The sequence below is a fragment of the Sphingobium sp. C100 genome (assembly GCF_000508185.1).
Lineage (GTDB): Bacteria > Pseudomonadota > Alphaproteobacteria > Sphingomonadales > Sphingomonadaceae > Sphingobium.
Map to the genome: position 1 here is coordinate 26,882 of NZ_AYOY01000057.1, position 23,065 is coordinate 49,946.

The following is a 23,065-nucleotide window of genomic DNA, read 5'->3' on the forward strand; positions in this document are numbered from 1 at the left end:
AACTTGACGAGGGTCGAACGGTGCTACCGCTAGAATCGACACCGGCGCGAAACCGCAATGGGCTGACAGCTTTGAGTGGTAAGCGGAATGACTGTTATTGAAGCCACAATTTAGAACTTTGCCATAGACGGATGTGCCTTGCCAATTCATGCTGTGCGGCTGAAATGAAGATACTAAACATGTCCAGCGATACCGTAACAAGGTTAACGGCAATTGGGCTTCTGCTTCTGCTTTTCGGGCTAACGATCGGTGCGTTCTTTTGGATGACCGCTGTGCCGGGGCAATCGCATCTTGGTCCCTTGCCCCCCCTGACATCGGCGCAATCGCGTTTGACTGAGACACTGAAGGTAGATGTAACAGCCATCGCTAGTAGACCGCACAATGTGCAATATCCAAGAGCATTGGAAGCTGTTGCCCAGCATATCGAACAAGAACTGGAGGCGGTTGGCTATGCCGTTCAGCGTCACCCCTATGAGGCAAGTGGACGTCCGGTGCGGAACATCGAAGTGGTCATCCAGCCGACATCGACAAATGTCAAAACTTTGATTGTCGGCGCGCACTACGACAGCGCAGGGGATGCGCCCGGTGCAAACGACAATGGTTCAGGTGCAGCGGCTTTGTTAGCGCTCGCTAGGCGTATGACCGACCTGCGCGGTAGAGCGGCAATCAGAATACGGTTGGTCTTTTTTGTTAACGAAGAGCCGCCATTTTTCCAAACGACGAAGATGGGAAGTGCTGTCTATGCAAAGCGACTTCGCCAGTCCGGCGAAGATGTCTTGGGAATGATTTCATTGGAAACATTGGGCTACTACAGCGACCAAGCCGGAAGCCAGCACTACCCGTTCCCGCTTGGACTTCGTTATCCCGGCACAGGAAATTTCGTGGCGTTCGTCGGTATGCTTCCGTCGCGGTCATTTGTCCGCCAAACCGTCGAAGCATTTCGAAAGGAAGCTCGCTTCCCCAGCGTTGGTGGCGTCGCGCCGGGCGCACTTCAAGGCATCGGTTGGTCCGATCACTGGTCGTTCGCTAACGAAGGCTTTCCCGCGCTCATGGTTACAGACACCGCCCCATTCCGCTATCCCTATTACCACACCACACGGGACACTCCCGACAAGGTTAACTATCAGCGGTTGGCCCGCGTCGTGTCTGGACTAGAGGCGGTAATACGTCACTGGCCAAGTTGACCGTCACAATAGGGCGTTGCAGCCGTTGCTAGTTTGAGCGCTGGAGGGTGAAGCGGCCTTGCATATCAAAAAGATGGCGTAGCGGCGAATGTCCACAATTGGGCGCGAGCACTTTTCTGCAGAACGGCACAACTGGGTCGCTAGCGGCTGTTCAATATTCTCAACGTCGTGCCAGCGCAGGCTGGCATCTCAGGCAGAGACGCGCAGGAGCAGGGGTAGCAGCTTTCCAGCGCCACCCGCTTCGCCTTAGACCCCAGCCTTCGCTGGGGTGACAAAAGTGGGGATGGCCGCAATCAAGCAACCTCGTCCACGGCTCTACAGTCCGCTTCTGGTCGCAAGTCATCGGTCGGACGGCGCCCGCCCAGTGCGCGCACGCCTCTCCTCCGGCTTACTCCGCTTCTTCGACCGGCGCGGCGGGGCCGTTCTTGAGGATCGATTCGATCGCGTTTCGCGCATTGGCTCTGGAACTGTAACCCTCGGTCCAGAAAATGACCTCGGCATTATATTTGAACTTGGCGACAAACTCGCCGGCCTTGTTCTTCTCGATCACGAACTTGTGAGCCACGAGCCTGCCTCCTGCTTTGTTGCGCTACCGAAATCGTCCCGGACCATAGGCAGCGGCGTCAATATTGGCAACCGCTTCGGGGACGGGCGATCGGGTCAGCAGGGCATGACCCAGCAAAGCGGCGGCCGGCGCGGTCTGGATGCCAAAGCCCCCCTGCCCCGCGAACCAGAAAAAACGCGGCATGGCCGGCTCGAAGCCAAAGACAGGCGCGCGGTCCGGCGCGAAGCTGCGCAGCCCCGCCCATTTATGCTCGACCCGCTCGACCGGCCAGTCCACCGCCGCCTCGAACCGCGCAATCGCCTGCGCCACCGCCAGTTCCTCCGGCGCGGCGTCGCAGGGCGGGGACGGCACCTCGTCATGGGGGGTCAGCCAGACGCGCCCCGGCCCCTCGGGCTTGAAATAAAAGCCCGCGCGCAGGTCCATCACCAGCGGCAAGTCGGGGGACGGCATGGCCGGCACCTGCAACTGCACCACCGTCCGGCGCAGCGGCATGATGCCCACCGGCGCGACGCCACTGCGCCGCGCGACCTCGTCCGCCCAGGCGCCCGCGGCATTGACCAGCAGGCCGCAGTCGACCGGCCCGTCCGATGTTTCGATCCGCCAGCCGCCCGCTTGCGCCTGCGCCGCCAGCAATGTCGTGCCCAGCCGGATTTCGCCGCCAGCCCGCGCAAAGCGACGCAGATAGGCCTGGTGCAACGCCGCGACGTCGATGTCGCGGCAACTCGCCTCCAGCACGCCCAGCGTCCAATCCGGGCGCAGGCCGGGCACCAGCGGCGCGGGATCGACCGGTTGAAGCGTCACCTTTCCGGCAAATTGCGCCAGCAGCGCGTCGCGCAGCGGCGCGTCCCCCGCCCGCCCGATATGCAGCGTCCGGCGCGGCGACAGGAAGCTGCGATCATGAAAGTCAGGGTCCGGCGTCGCCAGCAGCGGCCCCGACGCCGTGGTCAGCGGCTGCACCACCGGCCCGCCATAGGTTTCCTCCCAGAAGGCGACCGACCGGCCGGTGGCGTGATAGCCCGCCCGCTCTTCCATCTCCAGGATCAGCACCCGCGCCTGCCCCGCCAGTTGCGCACCCAGGCTCGCGCCGGCCATGCCGCCGCCTGCAATCACGATGTCGAAGGCTGTCAAATCGCGGTCTCGTCCAGAAAGGCGTCGACCCGGCCGAACGCATCGAGCCGGACCGGATCGCGCTCGCGCAATATCTCGTGCGCGGCTTCGCGGCCATAGACGTGGAGACGCGCCTTGGGAATATGCGCCGCGATCCGGCGAATCGCGGGCGTGGAGACAAGTTGATCCGCCTCGGCCGCCAGGATCAGCACGGGGCATTGGATTTTCGCCACGCCCTCCCCTTGCTCGAGGGCGCGAGTCGATTCGAGCGCCTGCGCCACCCAGTTCCAGCTGGGCGGGCCGATCGCGATCGACCGGTCATGGTCCCGCCACCAGATTTCGTCGGCATAGCGTTCGGGATCATGGGTCAGGCGCTTCTGCCGCATCCGCCGCTGCCGCTCCGACTCCTCCTTCTGGGTCCAGGCGCGCTTCTCGCCCAGGCCGCGCCACAGCATCATGCGCGTCATCGCCACCGCCAGCCAGCGCGGCAACGGCGCGGTATGCACCCCCAGCATCGGCGCGATCAGCACCGCGGCGTCGGGGGGCGCCATGCCTTCGGCCAGCGCGCGCAGCAACATATGCCCGCCCATCGAATGGCCCAGCATCACGGTCGGCCCCTCGCCCTGCGCGCGCCAGTCCTGCGCGAAGGCGTTGAGATCGGAGACATAATCGGCGAAATCGGGAATATGGCCGCATAGCGCATCGTCGGTCAGCCGGCCCGAGCCGCCCTGCCCGCGCCAGTCGAAGCTGGTCACCGCCCAGCCGCGCCGCGCCATATGGTCGATCACCTCGAGATATTTCTCGATCATGTCGCCCCGGCCGTTGATGATCAGCATCCGGCCGCGCGTGCCTTCGCCCAACCGATAGCGGCGGATCGGCCAGCCATCGCGCGCCCGCCAGACATCCAGCCGTCCGCCCTTTGGCCAGGCCCGCCGGTCAAAAGGCGCGGAAGAAGGGAAGAAGGGCGAATCCATGCACCCCATGGTTACGGTTTGGTAAGCCATATGGTCTAGGAAATACTGCTCATGTTGGGGGAATATTTCCGCTTGGCGCTGATGGTCGCCCTGGGTGTGCTGCTGATTGCGGCGGCCATCACCGATCTGCGGTCGCGCGTCATTTGCAACCGGCTCAATCTGGCGGTGGCGCTGCTTGCGCCGCTCTGGTGGCTGGCCTGTGGGCTGGAACCGTGGCCGGGCATGGCGGCGCAGTTGCTGGTCGGCGCCCTGGTCTTCATCCTGTTCACCGGCCTGTTCGCGCTGGGCATGATGGGCGGGGGCGATGTCAAGCTGCTGGGGGCGCTGGCGCTCTGGTTCCCCTGGCAGGCGGTGCTGACGCTGATCATGCTGATGGCGCTGCTGGGCGGGGCGGTGACGCTGGTCACGCTGATTCATCATCGGATCGCGCAAAAGCCGGGCCAACCCGAGATTCCTTATGGCGTCGCCATTTCCATTGCAGCCCTTTGGGTACTTGGCGAACGATATTTTAACCAATTTGCGTGATGACTGGTCGATGGGGGCCGATTACCCGCTCTAGGGAGGCGAATTTCGTCATGGATGCCAAGAAGATCGTGCTGCTGGTGGGCGCGCTGATCATAGCCGTTACTACCGCGCTGCTCGCACGCAGCATGTTGAGTTCGTCGTCGGCCCCCAGGGTCAACGCCGCGAACATGCCGGTAGAGGCCGACCAGCCGCATGTGCTGGTCGCGGTCAAAGCGCTGCCGGTGGGGACCATACTCGACGCGGAAAGCTTCCGCTTTCAGCCCTGGCCCAAGGATCTGGTCGAACAGGCCTATTATCTGAAGGGACAGGCCGATCCGGCCAAGCTGGCGGGCAGCGTCGTGCGCACCGCCATCACCGTTGGCCAGCCGCTGACCCAGGGCGCCCTGGTAAAGCCGGGCGATCGCGGCTTCCTGGCCGCCGCGCTGGCGCCGGGGATGCGCGCCGTCACGGTGCCGGTGTCGGCCCAGACCTCGGTCGCGGGCTTCGTCTTTCCCGGCGACCGCATCGACCTGGTCCTGACGCAGAGCGTGCCGGGCGGTGGCGATGGCGAACCGCTCAAGGTGTCCGAAACGATCCTGCGCAACCTGCGCGTGCTGGCGACCGACCAGCGGATGGACGCGATGGGGCCTGACGGCAAGCCCGTCGTGCAGACCTATTCCAACGTCACGATCGAAGTGACGCCCAAGATCGCCGAGAAGATCGCGGTGGCGCAGACCATCGGTTCGCTGTCCATGTCGCTGCGGTCGATGGCGGATACGCCTTCTGATCTGGATGCGGCGATTGCGGGCGCCGACATCGACCTGCCCGACAGCGCCAATCCGGGCGCGGAAAAGGCGATCCTCACCAAGCTTGCGGCACGGCCGGTCGAGCGGGGATCGACCTACTCCACCGGCGCCGACGTGTCGCGTTATCAGCGCAGCTCGGTTCCGGCCAAGGCCGAAGCGCCCGTGCCGCCGATGCTGGCCGCCAATGGCGCGCCGGTCGGCACCGTCGCCTTCAAGGGGCCGACGATCCGCGTGGCGCGCGGCACGAACGTGACCGAAGTTCCGGTCGGGGGGAAGTAAGATGAAGCCCATGCACAAGCTCGCCGGTCCCGCGATCGCGATCGGCCTGGCGGTGGCCGGCGCCGCTGCGCCGACCACGGCGCTCAACGCGGCCATCTCCAGCGCGCAGGACAATGCGATCCTGCTGTCGGTAGGCGGCAGCCGGGTGGTCAACCTGCCGGCCAAGATGTCGGACGTGGTGATCGCCGATCCCGAAGTGGTCGATGTTCATGTCCGCTCGCAGAACCAGCTCTACCTGATCGCCAAGAAGGCCGGCGAGACCACCGTCTTCGCCACCGCGTCCAATGGCAAGGTGCTGTTTTCGGGCACGGTGCGCGTCGGCAACAACATCACCAGCATCGACGACATGCTGCGCCTGGCCATGCCCGGCGCGAAGATCGCGGTGAACACCATGAACGGCATGGTGCTGCTGACCGGCACCATCCAGGCGCCCGAAGACGCGGCGGAGGCCGAACGGCTGACGCAGGCTTTCGTGGGCAAGGATGTAACGGTGGTCAGCCGCCTGCGCATGGCGACACCGTTGCAGGTAATGCTCCAGGTCAAGATTTCCGAAGTCGCCAAGGATGTCGGCCACAAGATCGGAACCAATTTCGCCAGCATCGACAGCAGCGGCGGCAAGGTCGCGGGCAATGTCGGCGGCGGGTTGCGCAACTTCGCCAGCTACACGCGCGGCGACGGCAGCACGCCGGGCTATTGGACCTTCAACAACCCGAGCGACGGCGCCTACAGCCTGGGCGGGGTCGCCCGCATCCTGGGCATGGACATTGCCGGCGCGCTGGACCTGGCCGAATCGAGCGGTCTCGCCTCCACCCTGGCGCAGCCGAACCTTACCGCCTTGTCGGGCGAGACGGCCAGCTTCCTGGCGGGCGGCGAATATCCCTATACGGTCAGCAACGGCTTGCAGGGCAACAGCATCGAATTCAAGCAATATGGCGTGCAGCTCGCCTTCACGCCGACGGTGCTGGCCGACGGCCGCATCTCGCTGCGGGTCCGGCCGACCGTGTCCAGCCTCGACTTCTCGATCAACGCCAATGTGCCCGCGCTCAAAAGCCGCACCGCCGAAACCACGGTGGAGCTGGGATCGGGCCAGGCCTTCATGATCGCGGGCCTGCTCAACAATGAAACGTCGAACAATGTGAACAAGCTGCCGGGCCTGGGCAATCTGCCGATCCTGGGCAGCCTGTTCAAGTCGCGCCAGTTCCAGCGCAACGAGACCGAACTGGTCATCGTCGTCACGCCCTATCTGGTGAAGCCGATGAATGCGTCGGACGTGCGGTTGCCGACAGACGGCTTCCGCAACGCCGATCTGGGCGAAGGGCTGTTCCTGCAACGCAGCCATAGCGGGACGAGCGGCGCGCAGCGCCCGATGCCCAGCCGCGCACCCGGCGCGCCCATGCCCACACCCGGACCCGAGGCCGCGGCCACGGCGCCACCCTCGCTTGCCCGCAAGGACGGCGATGCCGCGCCCGGCTTCAGCTTCTGACGGAAGGACCAAGATGATGACCTCTCTGTCCCTTAAAACCCTGAGCGCGCTGGCCGTGCTGGCGATGCCGCTGGCGGCCTGCACGTCCGACAGCCTCAATCGCGGCGTCGAATCGGTGCATCAGCCGGTGGTCAGCCACGCCGCCTACACGTTCGACGTGCAGGCCGGCCCCGGCGGCACGCTGGCCCCGGCCGAAGCGGCGCGCCTCAACGACTGGTTCGTTTCCATCGGCCTTGGCTATGGCGACCAGGTGGCGATCGTGTCCGACGGTTATTACGGCCCCGCTTTGCGTGAGGGCATCGCCAATGTCGTGGCGCGCCACGGCCTGCTGGTGGGCGACGACAGTTCGTCGGTCGCCGGTCCGGCGCCGCAGGGCAGCGTGCGGCTGGTCGTGCGCCGCTCCACCGCCAGCGTGCCCGGCTGCCCCGACTGGAGCGCCAAGCAGGAAAGCGAAATGACGCTCGGCACTTCTTCCAATTTCGGCTGCGGCGTGAACAGCAACCTTGCCGCCATGGTCGCCAATCCCGAGGATCTGGTGCGCGGCCAGAGCAGCGACAGCGACCTGCGCACCGCCACGTCGAACCGCGCCATTTCCACCTATCGCGACAAGGCGCCGACCGGGGCGGGCGAACTCAAGCAGCTACAGGCGGGAGGCCAGGAGTAACATGAACGCACCTTGGAAACCGGGCGGCGGCCTGCGCGATCCGTTTCACGCTTTCGTCTGCGACGATCATAGTTTCGACCTGCTGCGCGCAGTCGCGGCCGAACTGGGCTGGGCACCTGAAAAAGTGAACAAGGGCGGGATGCGCAACGCGGTTCAGACCCTGTCGATCAGCGCCAGTCCGCAGATCCTGTTCGTCGACATGTCCGAAAGCGGCGATCCGCTCAACGACATCAACAGCCTGGCCGAAGTCTGCGAGCCCGGCACGGTGGTGATCGCGGCGGGGCAGGTCAATGACGTGCGCCTCTATCGCGATCTGGTCGCCAGCGGCATCCAGGATTATCTGCTCAAGCCCTTTGGCGCCGACCAGTTGCGTGACGCGCTGGCCCAGGCCCAGGCCGTGTTCATGGCGCCGCGCGATGCCGGTCCCGAACGGCCGCACTGCACCATGGCGGTGATCGGCACGCGCGGGGGCGTCGGCGCGTCCAGCATCGCGACGTCGCTCGCATGGATGCTGTCCGACAAGAAGAAACGCTCCACCGCGCTGCTCGACCTCGATGTCCATTTCGGCACCAATGCGCTGGCGCTGGACCTGGAGCCGGGCCGCGGCCTGACCGACGCGATCGAAAATCCCAGCCGCATCGACGGCCTGTTCATCGAACGCGCGATGGTGCGGGCGAGCGACACGCTGGCGATCCTGTCGGCCGAAGCGCCGATCAGCCAGCCGATGCTGACCGACGGCGGCGCCTTCTATCAGTTGATGGAAGAGTTCCGCCTCGCCTTCGAATGCAGCGTCATCGACCTGCCGCGCAACATGCTGATCCAGCATCCGCACCTGATGAGCGACGTGAATGTCGCGATGGTGGTGACCGAACTCACGCTGGCCGCGGCGCGCGATACGATCCGCATCCTGTCCTGGCTCAAGACCAATGCGCCCCAGGCGCGGGTGATCGTCGTCGCCAACAAGGTGCAGCCCGGTTCGCCGGAAATCAGCCGCAAGGATTTCGAACAGTCGATCGAGCGGAAGGTGGACGTGCTGCTGCCCTATGATGTGCGCGTTGCATCGCAGGCGGCCAAGTTAGGCAAGACGCTGGCCGAAACCGCCAAGGGCAGCAAGATCGGCGCGGCCTGCACCGCGTTGCTGGCCGAAGCGCTGGGCGCCGCGGAAGAGGACGGCGCAGTGAATGTCAAAGCGGGCGGCAAGGGCGATTCCCTGCTCAGCAAGATCGACCTCAAGGGCATGTTGTCTTCGCGCCGCAAGGACAAGGTCGCGAACGAAGGTTGAAGGACGCGCCGCCCGGACGGGCGGCCGATGAAGGACAGGCGTGAACATGGACGGCAATGTCATCTTGATCGCAGTGCTGCTGACGACCCTGCTGGGCCTGCTCGTCGCCGCCTTCGCCGGTCCTTCGCCCGAGCGCGCGCGCAAGCGCCGCGTCGCGCTGATCCGCGGCCGCCACAGCGAGTCGGCGGAGGCTCTGCTGGAAGCGCGGATGCGCAAGGTCATTTCCAACCGGCCGACCGGAAATGAAGCCAAGATACTGGTCTCGCTGATCCCGAACCCGGATAACCTGGCCAAACGCATCCGGATGACCGGCAGGAAATGGACGCTCAGCCAGTATATGACCGCTTGTGCGGTGACCTTCCTGCTCATCGCCGCCTTCCTGATGCTGCGCGGTTTTCCCTTTCTGTTCGCGATGATGATCGGCCTGGCCGCTGGCCTCGGCCTGCCGCACTGGTGGATCGGGCGCCTCATCAACAAGCGGATCAACCAGTTCAACGCCAAATTTCCCGACGCGCTCGAACTGCTGACGCGCGGCCTGCGTTCGGGCCTGCCGATCGCCGAAACGCTGGGCGTGGTGTCGAACGAAATTCCCGGCCCCGTGGGCGAGGAGTTCAAGCTGATCACCGAACGCATCAAGATTGGCCGCACGATGGAGCAGGCGTTGCAGGAAACCGCCGATCGCCTGGGCACGCCGGAATTCCAGTTCTTCGTCATCACCCTGGCGATCCAGCGGGAAACCGGCGGCAACCTGGCCGAAACCCTGTCGAACCTCGCCACCGTGCTGCGTCAACGCGCGCAGATGAAGCTGAAAATCCGGGCCATGTCGTCGGAATCGAAAGCGTCGGCCTATATCATCGGCGCGCTGCCGTTCCTGGTGTTCGGCATGATCTGCTACATCAACTTCAACTATATGAAGCCCTTCTTCACGCCCGACCCGGTCGGCCTGTTCGGCCTGGGCACGATGCAGGTCGTGGGCATCGGGGGCATGTGCTGGATGGCCATTGGCGCGTTCATCATGGCCCAGATGGTCAATTTCGAGATTTGACAAGGGAGCGATAGGACCATGGACGCCCCCACCCCCGCCGGCACCCTGTTCGGCATGACCGGCACCGATTTCGGCACCTTGCTCGCAGGGCTGGCGACGCTCGCCGTGCTGTTCGCCCTATATGCGGTGATGACGGTGCGCGACCCGATGGCCAAGCGGGTCAAGGCGCTGAACGAACGGCGCGAGCAGCTCAAGGCCGGCATCACCGCATCGACCGCCAAGCGCCGAGCGAAGCTGGTGCACAAAAACCAGACGACCGACCAGATGCGGTCCTTTCTCTCCAGCCTCAAAGTGTTGCAGGACGACCAGCTCAAGGACGCGCAGATCCGCCTGGCGCAGGCCGGCATCCGGTCCAAGGATCTGGCCGTCGCGGTCATTTTCGGCCGCATGATCCTGCCGATCGTCATCGGCGGCCTGGCCGCGATCCTGCTCTACGGCGTGGGCATCCAGCCCGAATGGGGGCCGATCAAGCGCTTCTTCGCCTTCGCCGTCGCGCTCCTTCTCGCCTACAAGGCGCCCGATCTCTACATCAACAACAAGGTGCAGAAGCGGTCGGCCGCGATCCGCAAGGGGCTGCCCGACGCGCTCGATCTGCTGGTCATCTGCGCCGAGGCGGGCCTGACCGTCGATGCGGCCTTCAACCGGGTCGCGCGCGAACTGGGCAAGGCCTATCCCGAACTGGGCGACGAGTTCCAGCTTACCGCGATCGAATTGAGCTTCCTGACCGAACGGCGCATGGCTTTCGAAAATCTCGCCACCCGTGTGAAGCTGGACGCGGTCAAGGGCGTGGTCACGACCATGATCCAGACCGAGAAATATGGCACGCCCCTCGCCAGCGCGCTGCGTGTGCTGTCGGCCGAATTCCGCCATGAACGGATGATGCGCGCGGAGGAAAAGGCCGCGCGCCTGCCCGCGATCATGACGGTGCCGCTAATCCTCTTCATCCTGCCGACCCTGTTCGTCGTCATCCTGGGTCCGGCCGCCTGCTCGATCAGCGAGGCATTCTGAAAAAGGCGGACGTCGTCGGGACGCTTGCCGTAGCGTCCCGGCCGCCCCGCCCCGCCCAGCGCGACAAAGCGCTGGAACCCGATGACCTCCTTCGCTATTTTCCGCTAACGTAAAAGGAAAGAAGAGAGGATCGCATGACCATCATTCGCACCATCGGCCTTGCCGCCGTCGCCGTCAGCGCCCTGGTTGCCCTGCCCGCCCAGGCGGCGCAGCCGGTCACGGGCCGCTGGGCCACCGTCGATGGCAAGGCGATCGTCAATATCGCGCCCTGCGGCAAGCAACTGTGCGGCAGAATCGAAAAGATCGTGAAGCCCACGCCCGGCCGACCGCATACCGACATCAAGAACCCGGACCCCACGCTCCGCTCCAGGCCGCTGGTCGGTCTGGCGCTGCTGTCGGATTTTTCCGACGCCGGTGACATCTGGAAGGGCACGATCTACGACCCCGAAAGCGGCAAGAGCTACAACAGCAAGGTCAGCCGCAACGGCGATGGCACGTTGAAGGTGCAGGGCTGCATCGCCTTTTTCTGCAAGACACAGACCTGGACCCCGGTGCGCTAGAGCAAGACGAATAGTACATCGTCATTGCGAGCGCTGCGCTCGCAATGACGATGTGCGGGGCCGGGCCAACGACCGGCTCAACCGAGGATGAAGTCCACCCCGGCCTGCGCGTGGATGCTCGTGCAATCATAGATGGGCAGCACATTGGCCTTCACATCGACGATCATCTCCAATTCGGTGCAGGCCAGCACCACCGCCTGCACATCCTGCTTGGCGATGTCGGTCAGTTCGGATTTCATAAAACGCTGCGAATCGCGGCTGACCTTGCCCACCGTCAGTTCCTCGTAGAAAATCCGGTCGATCCGTTCGGCCAGCGCCATGTCGGGCGGCAGCAGCGATACGCCGTGCGCCACCAGTCGCTGGCGGTAGAATTTCTCGGTCATGACCCGGCGCGTGCCCACCAGTGCCGCTTTTTCCACCCCGTCGGCCTGCATCACCCGGCCGACCTGTTCCGCTATGTGCAGGATGGGGATGTCGACGGCCTGCTGCACCCGGTCATAGACGCGATGCATTGAATTGGCGCAGATGAGCAGCGATCCCGCGCCCGCTGTCTCCAGCCGTCGCGCCGCGTCGATCAACTGGATCGCCGCGCAATCCCAGTCATCGTCCGTCACGCAGTCGGTGACGGCAGCGAAGTCGAGGCTTTCGATCAGCAGGGGCGCGCTGTGCTGACCACCCAAGGCGCGATGAACCGCCTTGTTGATAATCTCATAATAGCGGGCGGTGGAGGTCCAACTGAGACCACCGATCAGGCCGAGTTTCTGCATGATGTCCGTCTTGTCCCCCAAAGCCATGGCGATTGCCGGATGCGTTCCGGCCCTGTCCCTTGTCCAAGGGCTAGAGGAAGGTTCGTGCTCGCGTCAAAGCCTAATCACGCCGCGCAAACGCCAACCTAGCGCCCAGCGTCAGGCCCGCCGCCCCGACGATCGCGCCTGCGGTCATCAGCCCGCCTTCACCGAGCAGCGCGCCCAGCGCCGCCGCGCCGCCGCCGGCCAGGCCGCTCAGGGTGGCGAGCAGGGCCGGCATGGCCGGTGCGCCGCCCGCCGACGTGCGACCGATCAGCGCCCGGCAGGCCAGCAACGCCCCCGCGACGATCACGCCCCCCAGGATCAACGCCAGCCCCGCAAGAAGGCGGCTCGTCACCGTCAGGTCCGCGTCCCCCGGCGCCAGCACATCGAACGCCACCGGGTTGCGACAGATGCCCAGCGCCGTCAGCAGCAGCGCCAGGCCGCCCAGCGCCTGCAACCCGGCCAGGATCGGCAGCATCGCGCCCAAAGCCGTGTGGCGCACCAGCAAATAACCGATACCGCCGCCGACGGTGATCGCCCCCAATATCTCGGGCAGGCTCACCACATCATGGGTATAGAGCGTCACGCCCACCGCGAGCGCCACGCCCGCCATCCCCATGCGCCCGGACCGGCGCGCGGAGCCAAGATCGAACCAGCCGCGCAAAGCGAGCAGGAAGAGCAGCGTCGCCGCCAGCCAGGCCAGCATCACCACGGGGGAAGATGTCACGCCGAATCATCCTGCGACCCGGCCAGCAACCGTTCGACGATGCCGAAACTTCCGACCAGCCCGATGCCGGCCAGCACCACCGCCAGCAGGCCCGCAATCTTGCCGAAGGCGCCACCCGATTCCGCCGCGACGATCAGCGCGCCGACGATCAGGACCATCGACAAGGCGCCGACCAGCGCAACCAGCGGCACATGCAGACCGGGCGCGGAGGCGCGGACAAGATGGACAGCCACCAGGGCGGCGGACACCGCAATGACGATCAGCAGCGCCGAAGCGATCATGTCACGCGATCCGCGCGACCTTCAGGCCGGCGCGCAACGTTCAGCTGGCGATCAGCAACACGACGATCGCGGCGACGGCCACGCTTGCGATCGTGCCCCATTTCATCACGCCGACAAAGCCATGATAGGTCTCGTTCGCGCTCTTCATATTGCCGTCCGTCGCCATGCGGATTCCCCTTCCTGAAACCATTGTCGCCACCTCTTATCCTGTCGCCCCGCCACCCTCAACCCGCCGCCACGCAGAAAATCCCGTGCGGTTAAGCACGCCTTTACCGCTGGCCCTTACCCTCGGCCGCCTGTTCAAGACGAGGGGTTGGAATGGCGCGCGACGGCGTACCGATATTGATGCTGATCGACGATGAGCCGGCGCAGCGGCGGCTGGTGTCGGCGCTTGCGTCGCGTGCCGGCTGGCGCACCATCTTCGCAGCCGATGGCGAAGCCGCGATAGCGACGCTGGGAACGCAGGACGGGATGCAGCTCGACGCGGTCATCCTGGACCAGTGGAGCCCCGACTATGATCCTGCGAGCCTGATTCGCGACATCCACGCCCGTCGGCCGGCGCTACCCATATTGATTCTTACCGCACATAATAATGTCGCCGTCGCGGTGGAGGCGATGCGCGCGGGCGCGACCGATTATCTGTCAAAGCCGATCGCGCCCGAACGCCTGCTCGCCGCGCTCAACGCCACGCTGGCCGACGGCGCGGCCGCGGGCGAACTGCGCCCCCTGACCGAAAAGATCACCGCGCCCCTGTCCTTTGAAGATGTCGTGGGGTCCGCGCCGCAATTCCGCGCCGCGCTCGCCATCGCCGCCAAGGCCGCGCGCGCCCGCGTGCCGGTGCTGATCGAAGGCGAAAGCGGTGTCGGCAAGGACGTCATCGCCCGCGCCGTCCATACCGCATCGCCCCGCCACAAACAGGCGATGGTGACGGTCAATTGCGGCGCCATCCCGGCCAATCTGGTCGAATCGGAACTGTTCGGTCATGAAAGGGGCGCCTTCACCGGCGCGTTCGACCGGCATGTGGGCAAGTTCGTCGCGGCGGACATGGGCACCCTGTTCCTGGACGAGGTGAGCGAAATGCCGCTCGACGCGCAGGTCAAGCTGCTGCGCGTGCTCCAGGACGGCGAAGTCCAGCCGATCGGCGCGCGCCGCCCGGTCCATGTCGATGTCCGCGTGATCGCCGCGACCAACAAGCGGCTGATCGAGGAGATCGAGGCGGGCCGCTTTCGCGAGGATCTCTATTATCGCCTCAACGTCGTCCAGCTGACCGTGCCGCCGCTGCGCGAGCGCATGGGCGATATTCCCGCGCTTTGCCGCCATCTGCTGGCGCGAATCGCGATCCAGCCGGGGCTGCGCAGCCTGGGCCTGACCGATGACGCGCTTTCGCTGCTGATGCAGCATCCCTGGCCGGGCAATGTCCGCCAGCTCCAGAACGCGTTGTTCCGCGCCGCCGTCCTGTGCGAGGGCGATGCGCTGACCCCGCAGGATTTCCCGCAGATCACGGCACAGATCCGGGCCGGCGACCTGGCCGACCGGGTGGCGCCGCGCGTCCGTGCGATCAGCCAGCCGCATCGCGACGGCGCGGGCATCACCCTGTTCGAAGGCGACGGCCATGTCCGGCAGCTCGCCGAAATAGAGGCGGACGTCATCCGCCTTGCCATCGGCCATTATCGCGGGCGCATGACGGAGGTCGCCCGGCGCCTGGGAATCGGCCGCTCCACCCTGTATCGCAAGCTCGCCGAACTGGGGATCGACAGCGCGGCCTGAACCGACCGTCGCTTGCCGTGCGCTTGCGGCGTTGAAATCTCCGCGCGCCTATGCTTTGGAACGGAGCATGAAACACGCCCCGCTCGCCGCCTGCCTGCCTTTCCTGCTGCTCGTCGGATGCGGCCGCACCGAGCCGGTCGCCGACATGCCGACCCAGGAGGAGCTGGCTGCCGCCGCCAATGCCGCCGCTGCCGAGGCGATCGCCAACCAGCAGGCCGACGAAACGCCCGACAGCCGCAACTATGTGAACCTGGAACGGGGTTTTTCCGTGACGCTTCCCGAAGGCTGGATGATGGACAAGGGCGCGAGCAACGCTGACGGCATCGTCTATGAAGACCCCGGTGCGGGCGCGGACGTGCGCGTCTTCTGGCAAAAGAATGGCAAGGACCAGACGCTTCAGCAGACCGTCGAGTCGCTGAGCAGCAGCGCCGAGGGCGTGGATGGCGACTTTGTGGGCGACAATGAATATCGCGGCACCGCCAATGATGGCGAAGGCAATAATGTCGCGCTGCGCCTGCTCAAACAATCCGACGGATCGATCGTCACCGCGACCTTCGTCTATCCCGAAATGCTGAGCGAGCAATATCAGGGCATCGCCGAAAAGCTGCTCGACAGCCTGCGGGTCTTTGCGCCCCGGCAGGAAATAGAGGGCAATGCCGCGGCGCCCGCTCCCGCCGCCAACGCCGCGCAGCCCTGAGCCGGATCAGGGCGTCGCGCGCAGCGTCCGCGTTTCGACAAGCGTCCGGTCGCCCATGGTCAGGGTGCGGGTCTGGTCCTCCACCAGGCCGGTATGCGCCGAGAGCGTGTAACGCATCGTCACCTGCACGCCCTTGCCCGCCAGCTGCTCTTGCAGCGACAGGCGATCGCCTGCCCGCTCCCGCATCCGCAACAACCCCTCGACCGGGACGGGGCGGCCGAGCGGCGATCCCGCCACGGTCCTGACGCCGCGTCCCCCCGCGTCATCCTCCACCACATCGCCCGCAAATAGCAGCAGGGGCTGATATTCGCCCGCCAGCAGCGCCAGCCTGCCCTCCGCCGACAGGCCCGCAAACAGCGCCTTGACCGCCGAAGCCGCGCGATGGCGGGACGTGTCGGTCGCCGGTTCCGCCATCATGCGATCCAGCCCCTGCTCGATCGAAGCCCAGACCCTGTCGATGTCGTCCAGGCCGACGATCTTGCCATCGTCATCGATCCGGAACCGCATCTCCACCCCGACCAGGGGCGTCAGCGCCGCCCGGAAGGATTCGGCGGCCGCACCGGAAGCATCGCTGTCGACCGAACGGAGCACCGCCTGAAGGCTGTAGCCATCCGCCGCCCGCTCGAACTGCAACGTTCGGCGGGCGCTGAACCGGCTGTCCCGTCCCGCCACCGGCCGATGCTGGTCGATCTGATAGACGAGTTCCTGCCCCAGTGGCGGCGCGAAGGGGATGGCGATTTTTTCGGCGGCGGCCGGCTGCGCGACGAGCGCCAGCAGCAGCGGAACGATCCGGCGCATCACTGTGGCGGTTTCCGGCCTGGTCGTTCCGCGACGAACCTGACGCCGCCGCTCACAGGCGACGGCGTCCGATCGCATGGGCGGCCCATGCGGTCGACGCGACGACCAGCGCGCCCATCGCCTGGTGCAGCACCGCCAGCGGCAGCGCGATGCCGGAGAGGACAGTCGCGATACCCAGGATGATCTGCCCGCCCACCGCAGCGTTGAGCGCCACCGATGCGCCGGGTTGCCCCGCCTGCTTCGCCCGGCGCGCCAGCATCAGCAGCAGGATGGCGGCCACCCATGCCCACCAGCGATGGATGAAATGGACCAGATAGGGGTCGGAGGAGACGGTCGCCCAGAGCGACCCGGCCCAACTAATCCCCTCGGGCACCAGATGATCGTTCATCAACGGCCAGCTGTTCGACACATAGCCGGCATTCAATCCGGCGGTGAAGGCGCCGAACATCAACTGCACCAGCAAGGCGGCCAGCACGACCAGCGCAAAGGGACGCAGGCGCGCCGGCCGGGCGGCGGGATGGCGCGCCAGCGCCCGCAGGTCGAGCGCCGTCCAGATCAGGCCGCCCATGATGAACAGCGCGGTCAGCAGATGCACCGCCAGCCGATAATGGCTGACGTCGGTGCGCGCCGACAGGCCGGATTCCACCATCCACCAGCCGATCGCTCCCTGAAGCCCGCCGAGCGCCAGCAGCGCGATCAGGCGCCAGCCATAGCCGGCCGGAATCGCCTTTTTCCATGCGAACCAGAGCAAGGGCAGCGCGAAGGCGAGGCCGATCAGCCGGCCAAGCAGCCGATGCACCCATTCCCAGAAAAAGATGAACTGGAAATCGCCCAGGCTCATGCCCTGGTTGATCTCCCGATATTCGGGGATCTGCTGATAGAGGCGGAAGGCCTCCAGCCATTGTTCATGGGTCAGCGGCGGGATGGCGCCGGTGATCGGCTTCCATTGCGTGATCGACAGGCCCGATTCGGTGAGGCGCGTAATGCCGCCGACCACGACCATGCAGAAGACCAGCGCCGCCACCATGAGCAACCAGCGGGCCAGGGCGCGCGGCGCGGCGCTGACGGACGAGCGAAAGGCGGAGGCGGTCATTGTCCGTTCCATGCGCCCATGCCCTGCCCGTTTCAAGAGCGCAGACGCTGGACAAAAGGTCCGCTCTCCCCGCGACACGCGGTCACGCCTAGCCGCGAGCGCCCCGAATAGCGGCCATTATCCCGCCCGATTTTCACGCCGAACCGCTCATGCCGCCTTGAAATAGTATTTGTCTGAGTATATCGAGAAACCGAGCGCGCGAAACGCGCCCCCGTTTTTTTCGTCAGGATGCCCCATGAGCGATTCGCCCAAATCTGCCCCGAAGCTGCGCAGCCGCGCCTGGTTCGACAACCCCGACAATATCGACATGACCGCGCTGTATCTGGAGCGCTATCTGAATTTCGGCCTGAGCCTTGAGGAATTGCGCGGCGGCAAGCCGATCATCGGCATCGCCCAGACCGGCAGCGACCTGTCGCCCTGCAACCGCCATCACCTCGTGCTGGCGGAGCGGATGCGCGAAGGCATTCGCGAAATGGGCGGCATCGCCATCGAATTTCCGGTCCATCCGATCCAGGAAACCGGCAAGCGCCCGACCGCGGGCCTCGACCGCAACCTCACCTATCTGGGGCTGGTCGAAGCGCTATACGGCTATCCGCTCGATGGCGTGATCCTGACCACGGGTTGCGACAAGACCACCCCGGCGCTGCTGATGGCCGCCGCCACCGTCAACATACCCGCCATCGCCCTGTCGGTCGGCCCGATGCTGAACGGCTGGTTCAAGGGTGAGCGCACCGGATCGGGCACCATCGTATGGCACGCGCGCCAGTTGCTGGCCGCCGGCAAGATCGACGATGAAGGCTTCATCAAGCTGGTGGCGTCCTCGGCGCCGTCCACCGGCTATTGCAACACCATGGGCACGGCATCGACGATGAATTCGCTTGCCGAAGCGCTGGGCATGATGCTGCCCGGTTCGGCCGCGATCCCCGCCCCCTATCGCGACCGCCAGGAAGTCGCCTATCTCACCGGCAAGCGGATCGTCGAGATGGTGCATGAGGATCTCAAGCCCTCCGACATCATGACCCTGGACGCTTTCCACAACGCCATCATGGTCAACAGCGCCATTGGCGGCTCGACCAATGCGCCGATCCACCTCGCCGCGATCGCCCGCCATGTCGGCGTCGACCTGCCGCTCAAGGATTGGGAGACGATCGGCCACAAAATCCCGCTGCTGGTCAACCTCCAGCCTGCCGGCGAATATCTGGGCGAGGACTATTATCGCGCCGGCGGCGTGCCCGCGGTGGTCAGCCAGCTGATCGCACAGGGCCTGATCCGCGAAGACGCGATGACCGTCAATGGCAAGACCATGGGCGAAAATTGCACCGGCGTGGAAATCGAGGATGAGAAGGTCATTCGCCGCTACGACCAGCCGCTCAAGGAAGAAGCCGGCTTCCTGGTCCTGTCGGGCAATTTGTTCGACGCCGCGATCATGAAGACCAGCGTCATCAGCGACGAGTTCCGCCAGCGCTATCTGTCCAATCCCGACGATCCCAATGCGTTCGAAGGGCCGGCGGTCGTGTTCGACGGGCCGGAGGATTATCACCACCGGATCGACGATCCGGCCGTGGGCATCACCGAAAACACGCTGATGTTCATGCGCGGCGCCGGGCCGATCGGCTATCCCGGCGCGGCCGAGGTGGTGAACATGCGCCCGCCCGCCTATCTGATCACCGAAGGCGTATCCGCCCTGCCCTGCATCGGCGACGGCCGCCAGTCGGGCACGAGCGGCAGCCCCTCCATCCTCAACGCGTCGCCCGAAGCGGCGGCGATGGGCGGCCTTGCCCTGATCCAGACCGGCGACCGGGTGCGCATGGACCTTAACACCGGCACGGTGAACGTCCTCATTCCCGACGAGGAACTGGCCGAGCGCCGGGCCGCGCTGGAGGCCGCCGGGGGCTTCCAATACCCGGCCTCGCAGACGCCCTGGCAGGAAATCCAGCGCTCGGTCGTGGGCCAGATGAACACCGGCGCCATATTGGAAGGCGCGGAAAAATATCAGCGCATCGCCCAGACCATGGGATTGCCGCGAGACAATCACTAAATAGAATTTTGCATCACCCGCGCCGGAAAACGAACCTTCGCTTTCCGGCGCATTCATCTAGCCATTCGGCATCTTGCCCCCTCTGGCCAGATTATTTCAGGAGACAGCCATGTTCAACGGAGCCATCCTTGTCGGCGCGAACGAGCGCACCGGCGGTGAACCCTTCCACGCCGTCCACCCCGCCACCGGCGCCAAGGGCGAGGTCGCCTTTTCCAACGCATCGACGCAGGACGTCGCCGACGCCTGCGCGCTGGCCGAGGACGCCTTCGCCAGCTTTTCGAGCCTGACCCCCGACGCGCGCGCCGCCTTCCTGGAGGCGGTGGCCGAACAGATCCTGGCCATCGGCGACTTGCTGATCGAGACCGCCATGGCCGAATCCGGCCTGCCTCGCCCCCGCCTGGAGGGTGAGCGCGGCCGTACCGTCGGCCAGTTGCGCCTGTTCGCCAGCTATGTCCGCCAGGGCGACTGGCTGGAAGCCACCATCGACAAGGCGCTGCCCGAGCGCACCCCGCTGCCGCGCAGCGACCTGCGCCGCGTCAACCAGCCGGTCGGCCCGGTCGGCGTGTTCGGCGCCTCCAACTTCCCGCTCGCCTTCTCGGTCGCGGGCGGCGACACCGCATCGGCCTTCGCCGCCGGTTGCCCGGTCGTCGTGAAGGGCCACCCGGCCCACCCCGGCACCGGCGAACTGGTGGCCCGCGCAATCGGCGCTGCGGTCAAGGCGTGCGGCCTGCATGAGGGCGTCTTCTCCTACGTCCCCGGCACCACGCATGAGCTGGGCGGCGCACTGGTCGCAGATCCGCGCATCAAGGCGGTGGGCTTCACCGGGTCGCGCGGCGGCGGTCTGGCGCTGATGAAGATCGCGGCCGGTCGCGAAGAGCCGATCCCGGTCTATGCCGAAATGTCGTCGATCAACCCCGTCGTGCTGCTGCCCGGCGCGCTCGCCGCGCGCGGCGAGGCGATGGGTACGGCGTTCGTTGGTTCGCTGACCATGGGTTCGGGGCAGTTTTGCACCAACCCTGGCCTGGTCATCGCACTGGACGGCCCGGACCTCGACACGTTCGTCGCCGCCGCCGCGACCGCGATGACCGGCAATCAGCCGCAGGTCATGCTGACGCCGGGCATTCACGAAGCCTATGAGAAGGGCGTTGCGGCGCTCGCCGGTGCACCAGGCGTCACCACCATCGCGCGCGGCGCTGAGGCCGAAGGCTGCAATCGCGGCCAGCACGCCTTCTTCGCGGCCGACGCGGCGACGTTCCGCGACAATGCGGCGCTGGCGCATGAGGTGTTCGGCTCCTCGTCCATCCTGCTCAAGTGCAAGAGCATCGACGAGGTGAACGAGACGATTGCGAGCCTGGAAGGCCAGTTGACCGCCACGTTGCAGATGACGGACAGCGACGCGGACGATGCCGCCAAGCTGCTCCCCACCCTGTCGCGCAAGGTCGGCCGCATCCTGACCAATGGCTGGCCCACCGGGGTCGAAGTGACGCACGCCATGGTCCATGGCGGTCCCTTCCCCTCCACCTCGGACGGCCGCACCACCTCGGTCGGCACGCTCGCGATGATGCGCTTCCTGCGCCCCGTCTGCTATCAGGACGTGCCCGACGCACTGTTGCCCGCCGCGCTTCAGGATGCCAATCCCTGGGGCCTGACGCGCCGCATGGAAGGCAAGCTGGAGGTCGCGGCCTGATGATCCGGGCCGGTCTCGTCGGGCTCGGCAAGATTGCCCGCGACCAGCATCTGCCCGCGATCGAGAAGATTGACGGCATCGGGCTGGTCGCGGTCGCCAGCCGCAACGCGCAGGGGGAAGGGGTGAATAATTACCCCGACCTCGGCGCGATGCTGGCGGGCGAACCCGATCTGGATGCCGTCATCCTGTGCCAGCCGCCGCAGGTCCGTTATCAGGCGGCCCGGCAGGCGCTGCTGGCGGGCAAGCATGTGTTCCTGGAAAAGCCGCCGGGCGCGACCGTGTCCGAAGTGGAGGCGCTGACGGCGCTGGCTAAGGCGCGGGGCGTCACCCTCTATGCGAGCTGGCATAGCCGCTATGCCGCCGCCGTCGCGCAGGCGAAAGCCTGGATCGCACAGCGCAAGGTGGAGCGGATCGACATTCAGTGGCGCGAAGATGTGCGCCACTGGCATCCGGGCCAGCCCTGGATCTGGGAAGCGGGCGGTTTCGGCGTGTTCGATCCGGGCATCAACGCCCTGTCGATCCTGACCGAGATCGTTGGCGAGCCGATCACGGTCCTGTCGGCCGAACTGGAAGTGCCGTCCAACAAGCAGGCGCCGATCGGCGCGACGCTGGCCATGGCGACGGCGTCGGGCGCGGGGATCGACACCGTGTTCGACTGGCGCCAGACCGGGCCGCAGACCTGGGACATCGCGGTCGAGACGGACAAGGGCAGCCTGCTCCTGTCCGAAGGCGGCAACATGCTGCAGCTCGATGGCGAAGTGCAGATGAAGGCGCCGGACGCGGAATATCCGTCCATGTATCGCCGCTTCGTGGACCTGGTGGCGGACAAGGCGATCGACGCCGACACCGCGCCGCTGCGATTGGTGGCGGATGCCTTCCTTTGCGGGCGCCATTGCCCTACGGCAGCTTTTGAGGACTGAACCTGAGGGGTAGATGATGGGGAGAGAGCGCAAGGACGGGCCGGAACGCAAGTTCGGATCGGACGAAAGCTCGCTCCGCATCCATCAGGCGATCGCCCGCGATCTGGGCACCGCCATATTGACCGGCAAGCACAAGCCCGGCGACCTGTTCGAGGGCGAGATCGACGCCGCCGAGCGCCTCCACGTCTCCCGCACCGCCTATCGCGAGGCGGTTCGCATCCTGATCGCCAAGGGGATGCTGGAAAGCCGCCCGAAGGCCGGCACCCGCGTCCTGCCGCGCGCGCGCTGGAACGTGCTGGACCCCGAAATGCTGGCCTGGATGTTCGCGGGCGAACCCGACGCCAATTTCATCCGCGACCTGTTCGAACTGCGCGGCGTGATCGAACCGGCAGCGGCGGAATTCGCCGCGCGCCGGCGCACCGACGAGCAACTGACCGTCATGGCCCAGGCGTTGGCGGAGATGGAGCGCTTTGGCCTTTCCACGCCGGAAGGCCGGGCCGCCGACCAGCGTTTCCACAACATGATCCTGGCCGCGACGCATAATGATGCGCTGGAGGCGCTGGCCAGTTCGGTCGGCGCGGCGGTCGGCTGGACCACCACTTTCAAGCATCGCAAGAAGCTGCTGCCACGCGACCCCCTGCCCGACCATCAGGCGGTGCATCGCGCCATTGCCGCGCGGGACACGGCTGCGGCCCGCAACAGCATGGCCGAACTGCTGCGGCTGGCGCTGGCCGACATGGACATCGCCCTGTCGGAATAGCGGCGCGCGACCCCGCCCCGGCGACGCGAACCGATCCGCCGTGGAACC

Annotated in this window: 24 protein-coding genes; 15 read left to right on the forward strand and 9 right to left on the reverse strand. The window is 65.9% G+C overall.

Going from position 1 to position 23,065, the window contains the following annotated elements; all coding sequences use genetic code 11:
- Window positions 1–179: 179 nt before the first annotated feature.
- Complete coding sequence (locus C100_RS47770; RefSeq protein ID WP_200866548.1) at window positions 180–1,184, forward strand: M28 family peptidase; 1,005 nt, start codon at window positions 180–182, stop codon at window positions 1,182–1,184.
- Between the two features lie 388 nt (window positions 1,185–1,572).
- Here C100_RS47770 and C100_RS47775 read toward each other — a convergent pair whose 3' ends face one another.
- Genes C100_RS47775 through C100_RS30210 form a run of 3 tightly spaced genes read right to left on the reverse strand, consistent with a single transcriptional unit; the run spans window position 1,573 to window position 3,830 of the window.
- Window positions 1,573–1,749 carry a YegP family protein gene (locus C100_RS47775; protein ID WP_024018774.1) on the reverse strand — a complete coding sequence of 59 codons (177 nt, stop codon included), beginning with the start codon at window positions 1,747–1,749 and terminating at the stop codon, window positions 1,573–1,575.
- A 24-nt stretch (window positions 1,750–1,773) separates the two neighbouring features.
- The gene (locus C100_RS30205) at window positions 1,774–2,877 is read right to left on the reverse strand and encodes an NAD(P)/FAD-dependent oxidoreductase (protein ID WP_024018775.1); all 1,104 of its coding nucleotides are present in this window, start codon (window positions 2,875–2,877) and stop codon (window positions 1,774–1,776) included.
- On the reverse strand, window positions 2,874–3,830 hold the full coding sequence (locus tag C100_RS30210; protein WP_024018776.1) for an alpha/beta fold hydrolase: 957 nt from the start codon (window positions 3,828–3,830) through the stop codon (window positions 2,874–2,876). The genes C100_RS30205 and C100_RS30210 overlap by 4 nt, the downstream gene beginning before the upstream one ends.
- A gap of 51 nt (window positions 3,831–3,881) precedes the next feature.
- On the opposite strand from C100_RS30210, the gene C100_RS30215 reads away from it, so the two are divergent.
- The 8 genes from C100_RS30215 (at window position 3,882) to C100_RS30250 (ending at window position 11,461) form a co-directional block, all read left to right on the forward strand.
- Window positions 3,882–4,355, forward strand: coding sequence for an A24 family peptidase (locus C100_RS30215; protein WP_024018777.1), 474 nt, complete (start codon window positions 3,882–3,884; stop codon window positions 4,353–4,355).
- Window positions 4,356–4,405: 50 nt separating this feature from the next.
- Window positions 4,406–5,419 (forward strand): Flp pilus assembly protein CpaB, encoded by a 1,014-nt coding sequence (cpaB, locus tag C100_RS30220; RefSeq protein WP_024018778.1) that lies wholly within the window; start codon window positions 4,406–4,408, stop codon window positions 5,417–5,419.
- Window positions 5,420–5,429: 10 nt separating this feature from the next.
- On the forward strand, window positions 5,430–6,902 hold the full coding sequence (locus C100_RS30225) for a type II and III secretion system protein family protein (protein WP_200866549.1): 1,473 nt from the start codon (window positions 5,430–5,432) through the stop codon (window positions 6,900–6,902).
- 16 nt (window positions 6,903–6,918) lie between these two features.
- Window positions 6,919–7,566: a CpaD family pilus assembly protein gene (locus tag C100_RS30230; RefSeq protein ID WP_031308797.1), complete on the forward strand. Its 648-nt coding sequence runs from the start codon at window positions 6,919–6,921 to the stop codon at window positions 7,564–7,566.
- A 1-nt stretch (window position 7,567) separates the two neighbouring features.
- On the forward strand, window positions 7,568–8,848 hold the full coding sequence (locus tag C100_RS30235; RefSeq protein WP_024018781.1) for a nucleotide-binding protein: 1,281 nt from the start codon (window positions 7,568–7,570) through the stop codon (window positions 8,846–8,848).
- Between the two features lie 46 nt (window positions 8,849–8,894).
- Window positions 8,895–9,893, forward strand: coding sequence for a type II secretion system F family protein (locus tag C100_RS30240; protein ID WP_024018782.1), 999 nt, complete (start codon window positions 8,895–8,897; stop codon window positions 9,891–9,893).
- An 18-nt stretch (window positions 9,894–9,911) separates the two neighbouring features.
- Window positions 9,912–10,901 carry a type II secretion system F family protein gene (locus tag C100_RS30245; RefSeq protein ID WP_024018783.1) on the forward strand — a complete coding sequence of 330 codons (990 nt, stop codon included), beginning with the start codon at window positions 9,912–9,914 and terminating at the stop codon, window positions 10,899–10,901.
- A 134-nt stretch (window positions 10,902–11,035) separates the two neighbouring features.
- The gene (locus C100_RS30250) at window positions 11,036–11,461 is read left to right on the forward strand and encodes a DUF2147 domain-containing protein (protein WP_024018784.1); all 426 of its coding nucleotides are present in this window, start codon (window positions 11,036–11,038) and stop codon (window positions 11,459–11,461) included.
- A 77-nt stretch (window positions 11,462–11,538) separates the two neighbouring features.
- On the opposite strand, the gene C100_RS30255 is transcribed toward C100_RS30250, so the two are convergent.
- From C100_RS30255 to C100_RS30270, 4 genes are all read right to left on the reverse strand, one after another.
- Complete coding sequence (locus tag C100_RS30255; RefSeq protein ID WP_031308798.1) at window positions 11,539–12,228, reverse strand: aspartate/glutamate racemase family protein; 690 nt, start codon at window positions 12,226–12,228, stop codon at window positions 11,539–11,541.
- 100 nt (window positions 12,229–12,328) lie between these two features.
- Window positions 12,329–12,976, reverse strand: coding sequence for an NAD(P)(+) transhydrogenase (Re/Si-specific) subunit beta (locus C100_RS30260; RefSeq protein WP_152536409.1), 648 nt, complete (start codon window positions 12,974–12,976; stop codon window positions 12,329–12,331).
- A complete protein-coding gene (locus tag C100_RS30265) occupies window positions 12,973–13,257 on the reverse strand; it encodes a proton-translocating transhydrogenase family protein (RefSeq protein ID WP_024018787.1) in 285 nt (94 codons plus the stop codon). Before C100_RS30265 ends, C100_RS30260 begins: the two co-directional genes overlap by 4 nt.
- A gap of 40 nt (window positions 13,258–13,297) precedes the next feature.
- Window positions 13,298–13,423, reverse strand: coding sequence for an aa3-type cytochrome c oxidase subunit IV (locus tag C100_RS30270; protein ID WP_024018788.1), 126 nt, complete (start codon window positions 13,421–13,423; stop codon window positions 13,298–13,300).
- A 152-nt stretch (window positions 13,424–13,575) separates the two neighbouring features.
- Between C100_RS30270 and C100_RS30275 the strand changes: the two genes are divergently transcribed.
- Entirely contained in the window at window positions 13,576–15,024 is a 1,449-nt protein-coding gene (locus C100_RS30275; protein ID WP_024018789.1) for a sigma-54-dependent transcriptional regulator, read from the forward strand.
- Window positions 15,025–15,091: 67 nt separating this feature from the next.
- Window positions 15,092–15,721: a hypothetical protein gene (locus tag C100_RS30280; protein ID WP_024018790.1), complete on the forward strand. Its 630-nt coding sequence runs from the start codon at window positions 15,092–15,094 to the stop codon at window positions 15,719–15,721.
- Between the two features lie 6 nt (window positions 15,722–15,727).
- Here C100_RS30280 and C100_RS30285 read toward each other — a convergent pair whose 3' ends face one another.
- Complete coding sequence (locus tag C100_RS30285) at window positions 15,728–16,597, reverse strand: hypothetical protein (RefSeq protein WP_024018791.1); 870 nt, start codon at window positions 16,595–16,597, stop codon at window positions 15,728–15,730.
- Window positions 16,572–17,612: a COX15/CtaA family protein gene (locus C100_RS30290; protein WP_024018792.1), complete on the reverse strand. Its 1,041-nt coding sequence runs from the start codon at window positions 17,610–17,612 to the stop codon at window positions 16,572–16,574. Before C100_RS30290 ends, C100_RS30285 begins: the two co-directional genes overlap by 26 nt.
- A gap of 235 nt (window positions 17,613–17,847) precedes the next feature.
- On the opposite strand from C100_RS30290, the gene C100_RS30295 reads away from it, so the two are divergent.
- From C100_RS30295 to C100_RS30310, 4 genes are all read left to right on the forward strand, one after another.
- Entirely contained in the window at window positions 17,848–19,650 is a 1,803-nt protein-coding gene (locus C100_RS30295; protein ID WP_024018793.1) for an IlvD/Edd family dehydratase, read from the forward strand.
- Between the two features lie 109 nt (window positions 19,651–19,759).
- Complete coding sequence (locus tag C100_RS30300) at window positions 19,760–21,337, forward strand: aldehyde dehydrogenase (NADP(+)) (protein WP_024018794.1); 1,578 nt, start codon at window positions 19,760–19,762, stop codon at window positions 21,335–21,337.
- Window positions 21,334–22,257, forward strand: coding sequence for a Gfo/Idh/MocA family protein (locus C100_RS30305; protein ID WP_031308804.1), 924 nt, complete (start codon window positions 21,334–21,336; stop codon window positions 22,255–22,257). Before C100_RS30300 ends, C100_RS30305 begins: the two co-directional genes overlap by 4 nt.
- A 16-nt stretch (window positions 22,258–22,273) precedes the next feature.
- Window positions 22,274–23,017 (forward strand): FadR/GntR family transcriptional regulator, encoded by a 744-nt coding sequence (locus tag C100_RS30310; RefSeq protein WP_031308800.1) that lies wholly within the window; start codon window positions 22,274–22,276, stop codon window positions 23,015–23,017.
- Window positions 23,018–23,065 lie beyond the last annotated feature (48 nt).

Bases quoted from the DNA above. Each gene is read 5' to 3' on its own strand.
- C100_RS30300 (WP_024018794.1), top strand. From the start codon at position 19,760: ATGTTCAACGGAGCCATCCTTGTCGGCGCGAACGAGCGCACCGGCGGT.
- C100_RS30225 (WP_200866549.1), top strand. From the start codon at position 5,430: ATGCACAAGCTCGCCGGTCCCGCGATCGCGATCGGCCTGGCGGTGGCC.
- C100_RS30285 (WP_024018791.1), bottom strand. From the start codon at position 16,597: ATGCGATCGGACGCCGTCGCCTGTGAGCGGCGGCGTCAGGTTCGTCGC.
- C100_RS30295 (WP_024018793.1), top strand. From the start codon at position 17,848: ATGAGCGATTCGCCCAAATCTGCCCCGAAGCTGCGCAGCCGCGCCTGG.
- C100_RS30235 (WP_024018781.1), top strand. From the start codon at position 7,568: ATGAACGCACCTTGGAAACCGGGCGGCGGCCTGCGCGATCCGTTTCAC.
- C100_RS30310 (WP_031308800.1), top strand. From the start codon at position 22,274: ATGGGGAGAGAGCGCAAGGACGGGCCGGAACGCAAGTTCGGATCGGAC.
- C100_RS30280 (WP_024018790.1), top strand. From the start codon at position 15,092: ATGAAACACGCCCCGCTCGCCGCCTGCCTGCCTTTCCTGCTGCTCGTC.
- C100_RS30255 (WP_031308798.1), bottom strand. From the start codon at position 12,228: ATGCAGAAACTCGGCCTGATCGGTGGTCTCAGTTGGACCTCCACCGCC.
- C100_RS30215 (WP_024018777.1), top strand. From the start codon at position 3,882: ATGTTGGGGGAATATTTCCGCTTGGCGCTGATGGTCGCCCTGGGTGTG.
- C100_RS30245 (WP_024018783.1), top strand. From the start codon at position 9,912: ATGGACGCCCCCACCCCCGCCGGCACCCTGTTCGGCATGACCGGCACC.
- C100_RS30275 (WP_024018789.1), top strand. From the start codon at position 13,576: ATGGCGCGCGACGGCGTACCGATATTGATGCTGATCGACGATGAGCCG.
- C100_RS30210 (WP_024018776.1), bottom strand. From the start codon at position 3,830: ATGGATTCGCCCTTCTTCCCTTCTTCCGCGCCTTTTGACCGGCGGGCC.
- C100_RS30250 (WP_024018784.1), top strand. From the start codon at position 11,036: ATGACCATCATTCGCACCATCGGCCTTGCCGCCGTCGCCGTCAGCGCC.
- C100_RS30270 (WP_024018788.1), bottom strand. From the start codon at position 13,423: ATGGCGACGGACGGCAATATGAAGAGCGCGAACGAGACCTATCATGGC.
- C100_RS47770 (WP_200866548.1), top strand. From the start codon at position 180: ATGTCCAGCGATACCGTAACAAGGTTAACGGCAATTGGGCTTCTGCTT.
- C100_RS30265 (WP_024018787.1), bottom strand. From the start codon at position 13,257: ATGATCGCTTCGGCGCTGCTGATCGTCATTGCGGTGTCCGCCGCCCTG.
- C100_RS30230 (WP_031308797.1), top strand. From the start codon at position 6,919: ATGACCTCTCTGTCCCTTAAAACCCTGAGCGCGCTGGCCGTGCTGGCG.
- C100_RS30290 (WP_024018792.1), bottom strand. From the start codon at position 17,612: ATGACCGCCTCCGCCTTTCGCTCGTCCGTCAGCGCCGCGCCGCGCGCC.
- cpaB (WP_024018778.1), top strand. From the start codon at position 4,406: ATGGATGCCAAGAAGATCGTGCTGCTGGTGGGCGCGCTGATCATAGCC.
- C100_RS30240 (WP_024018782.1), top strand. From the start codon at position 8,895: ATGGACGGCAATGTCATCTTGATCGCAGTGCTGCTGACGACCCTGCTG.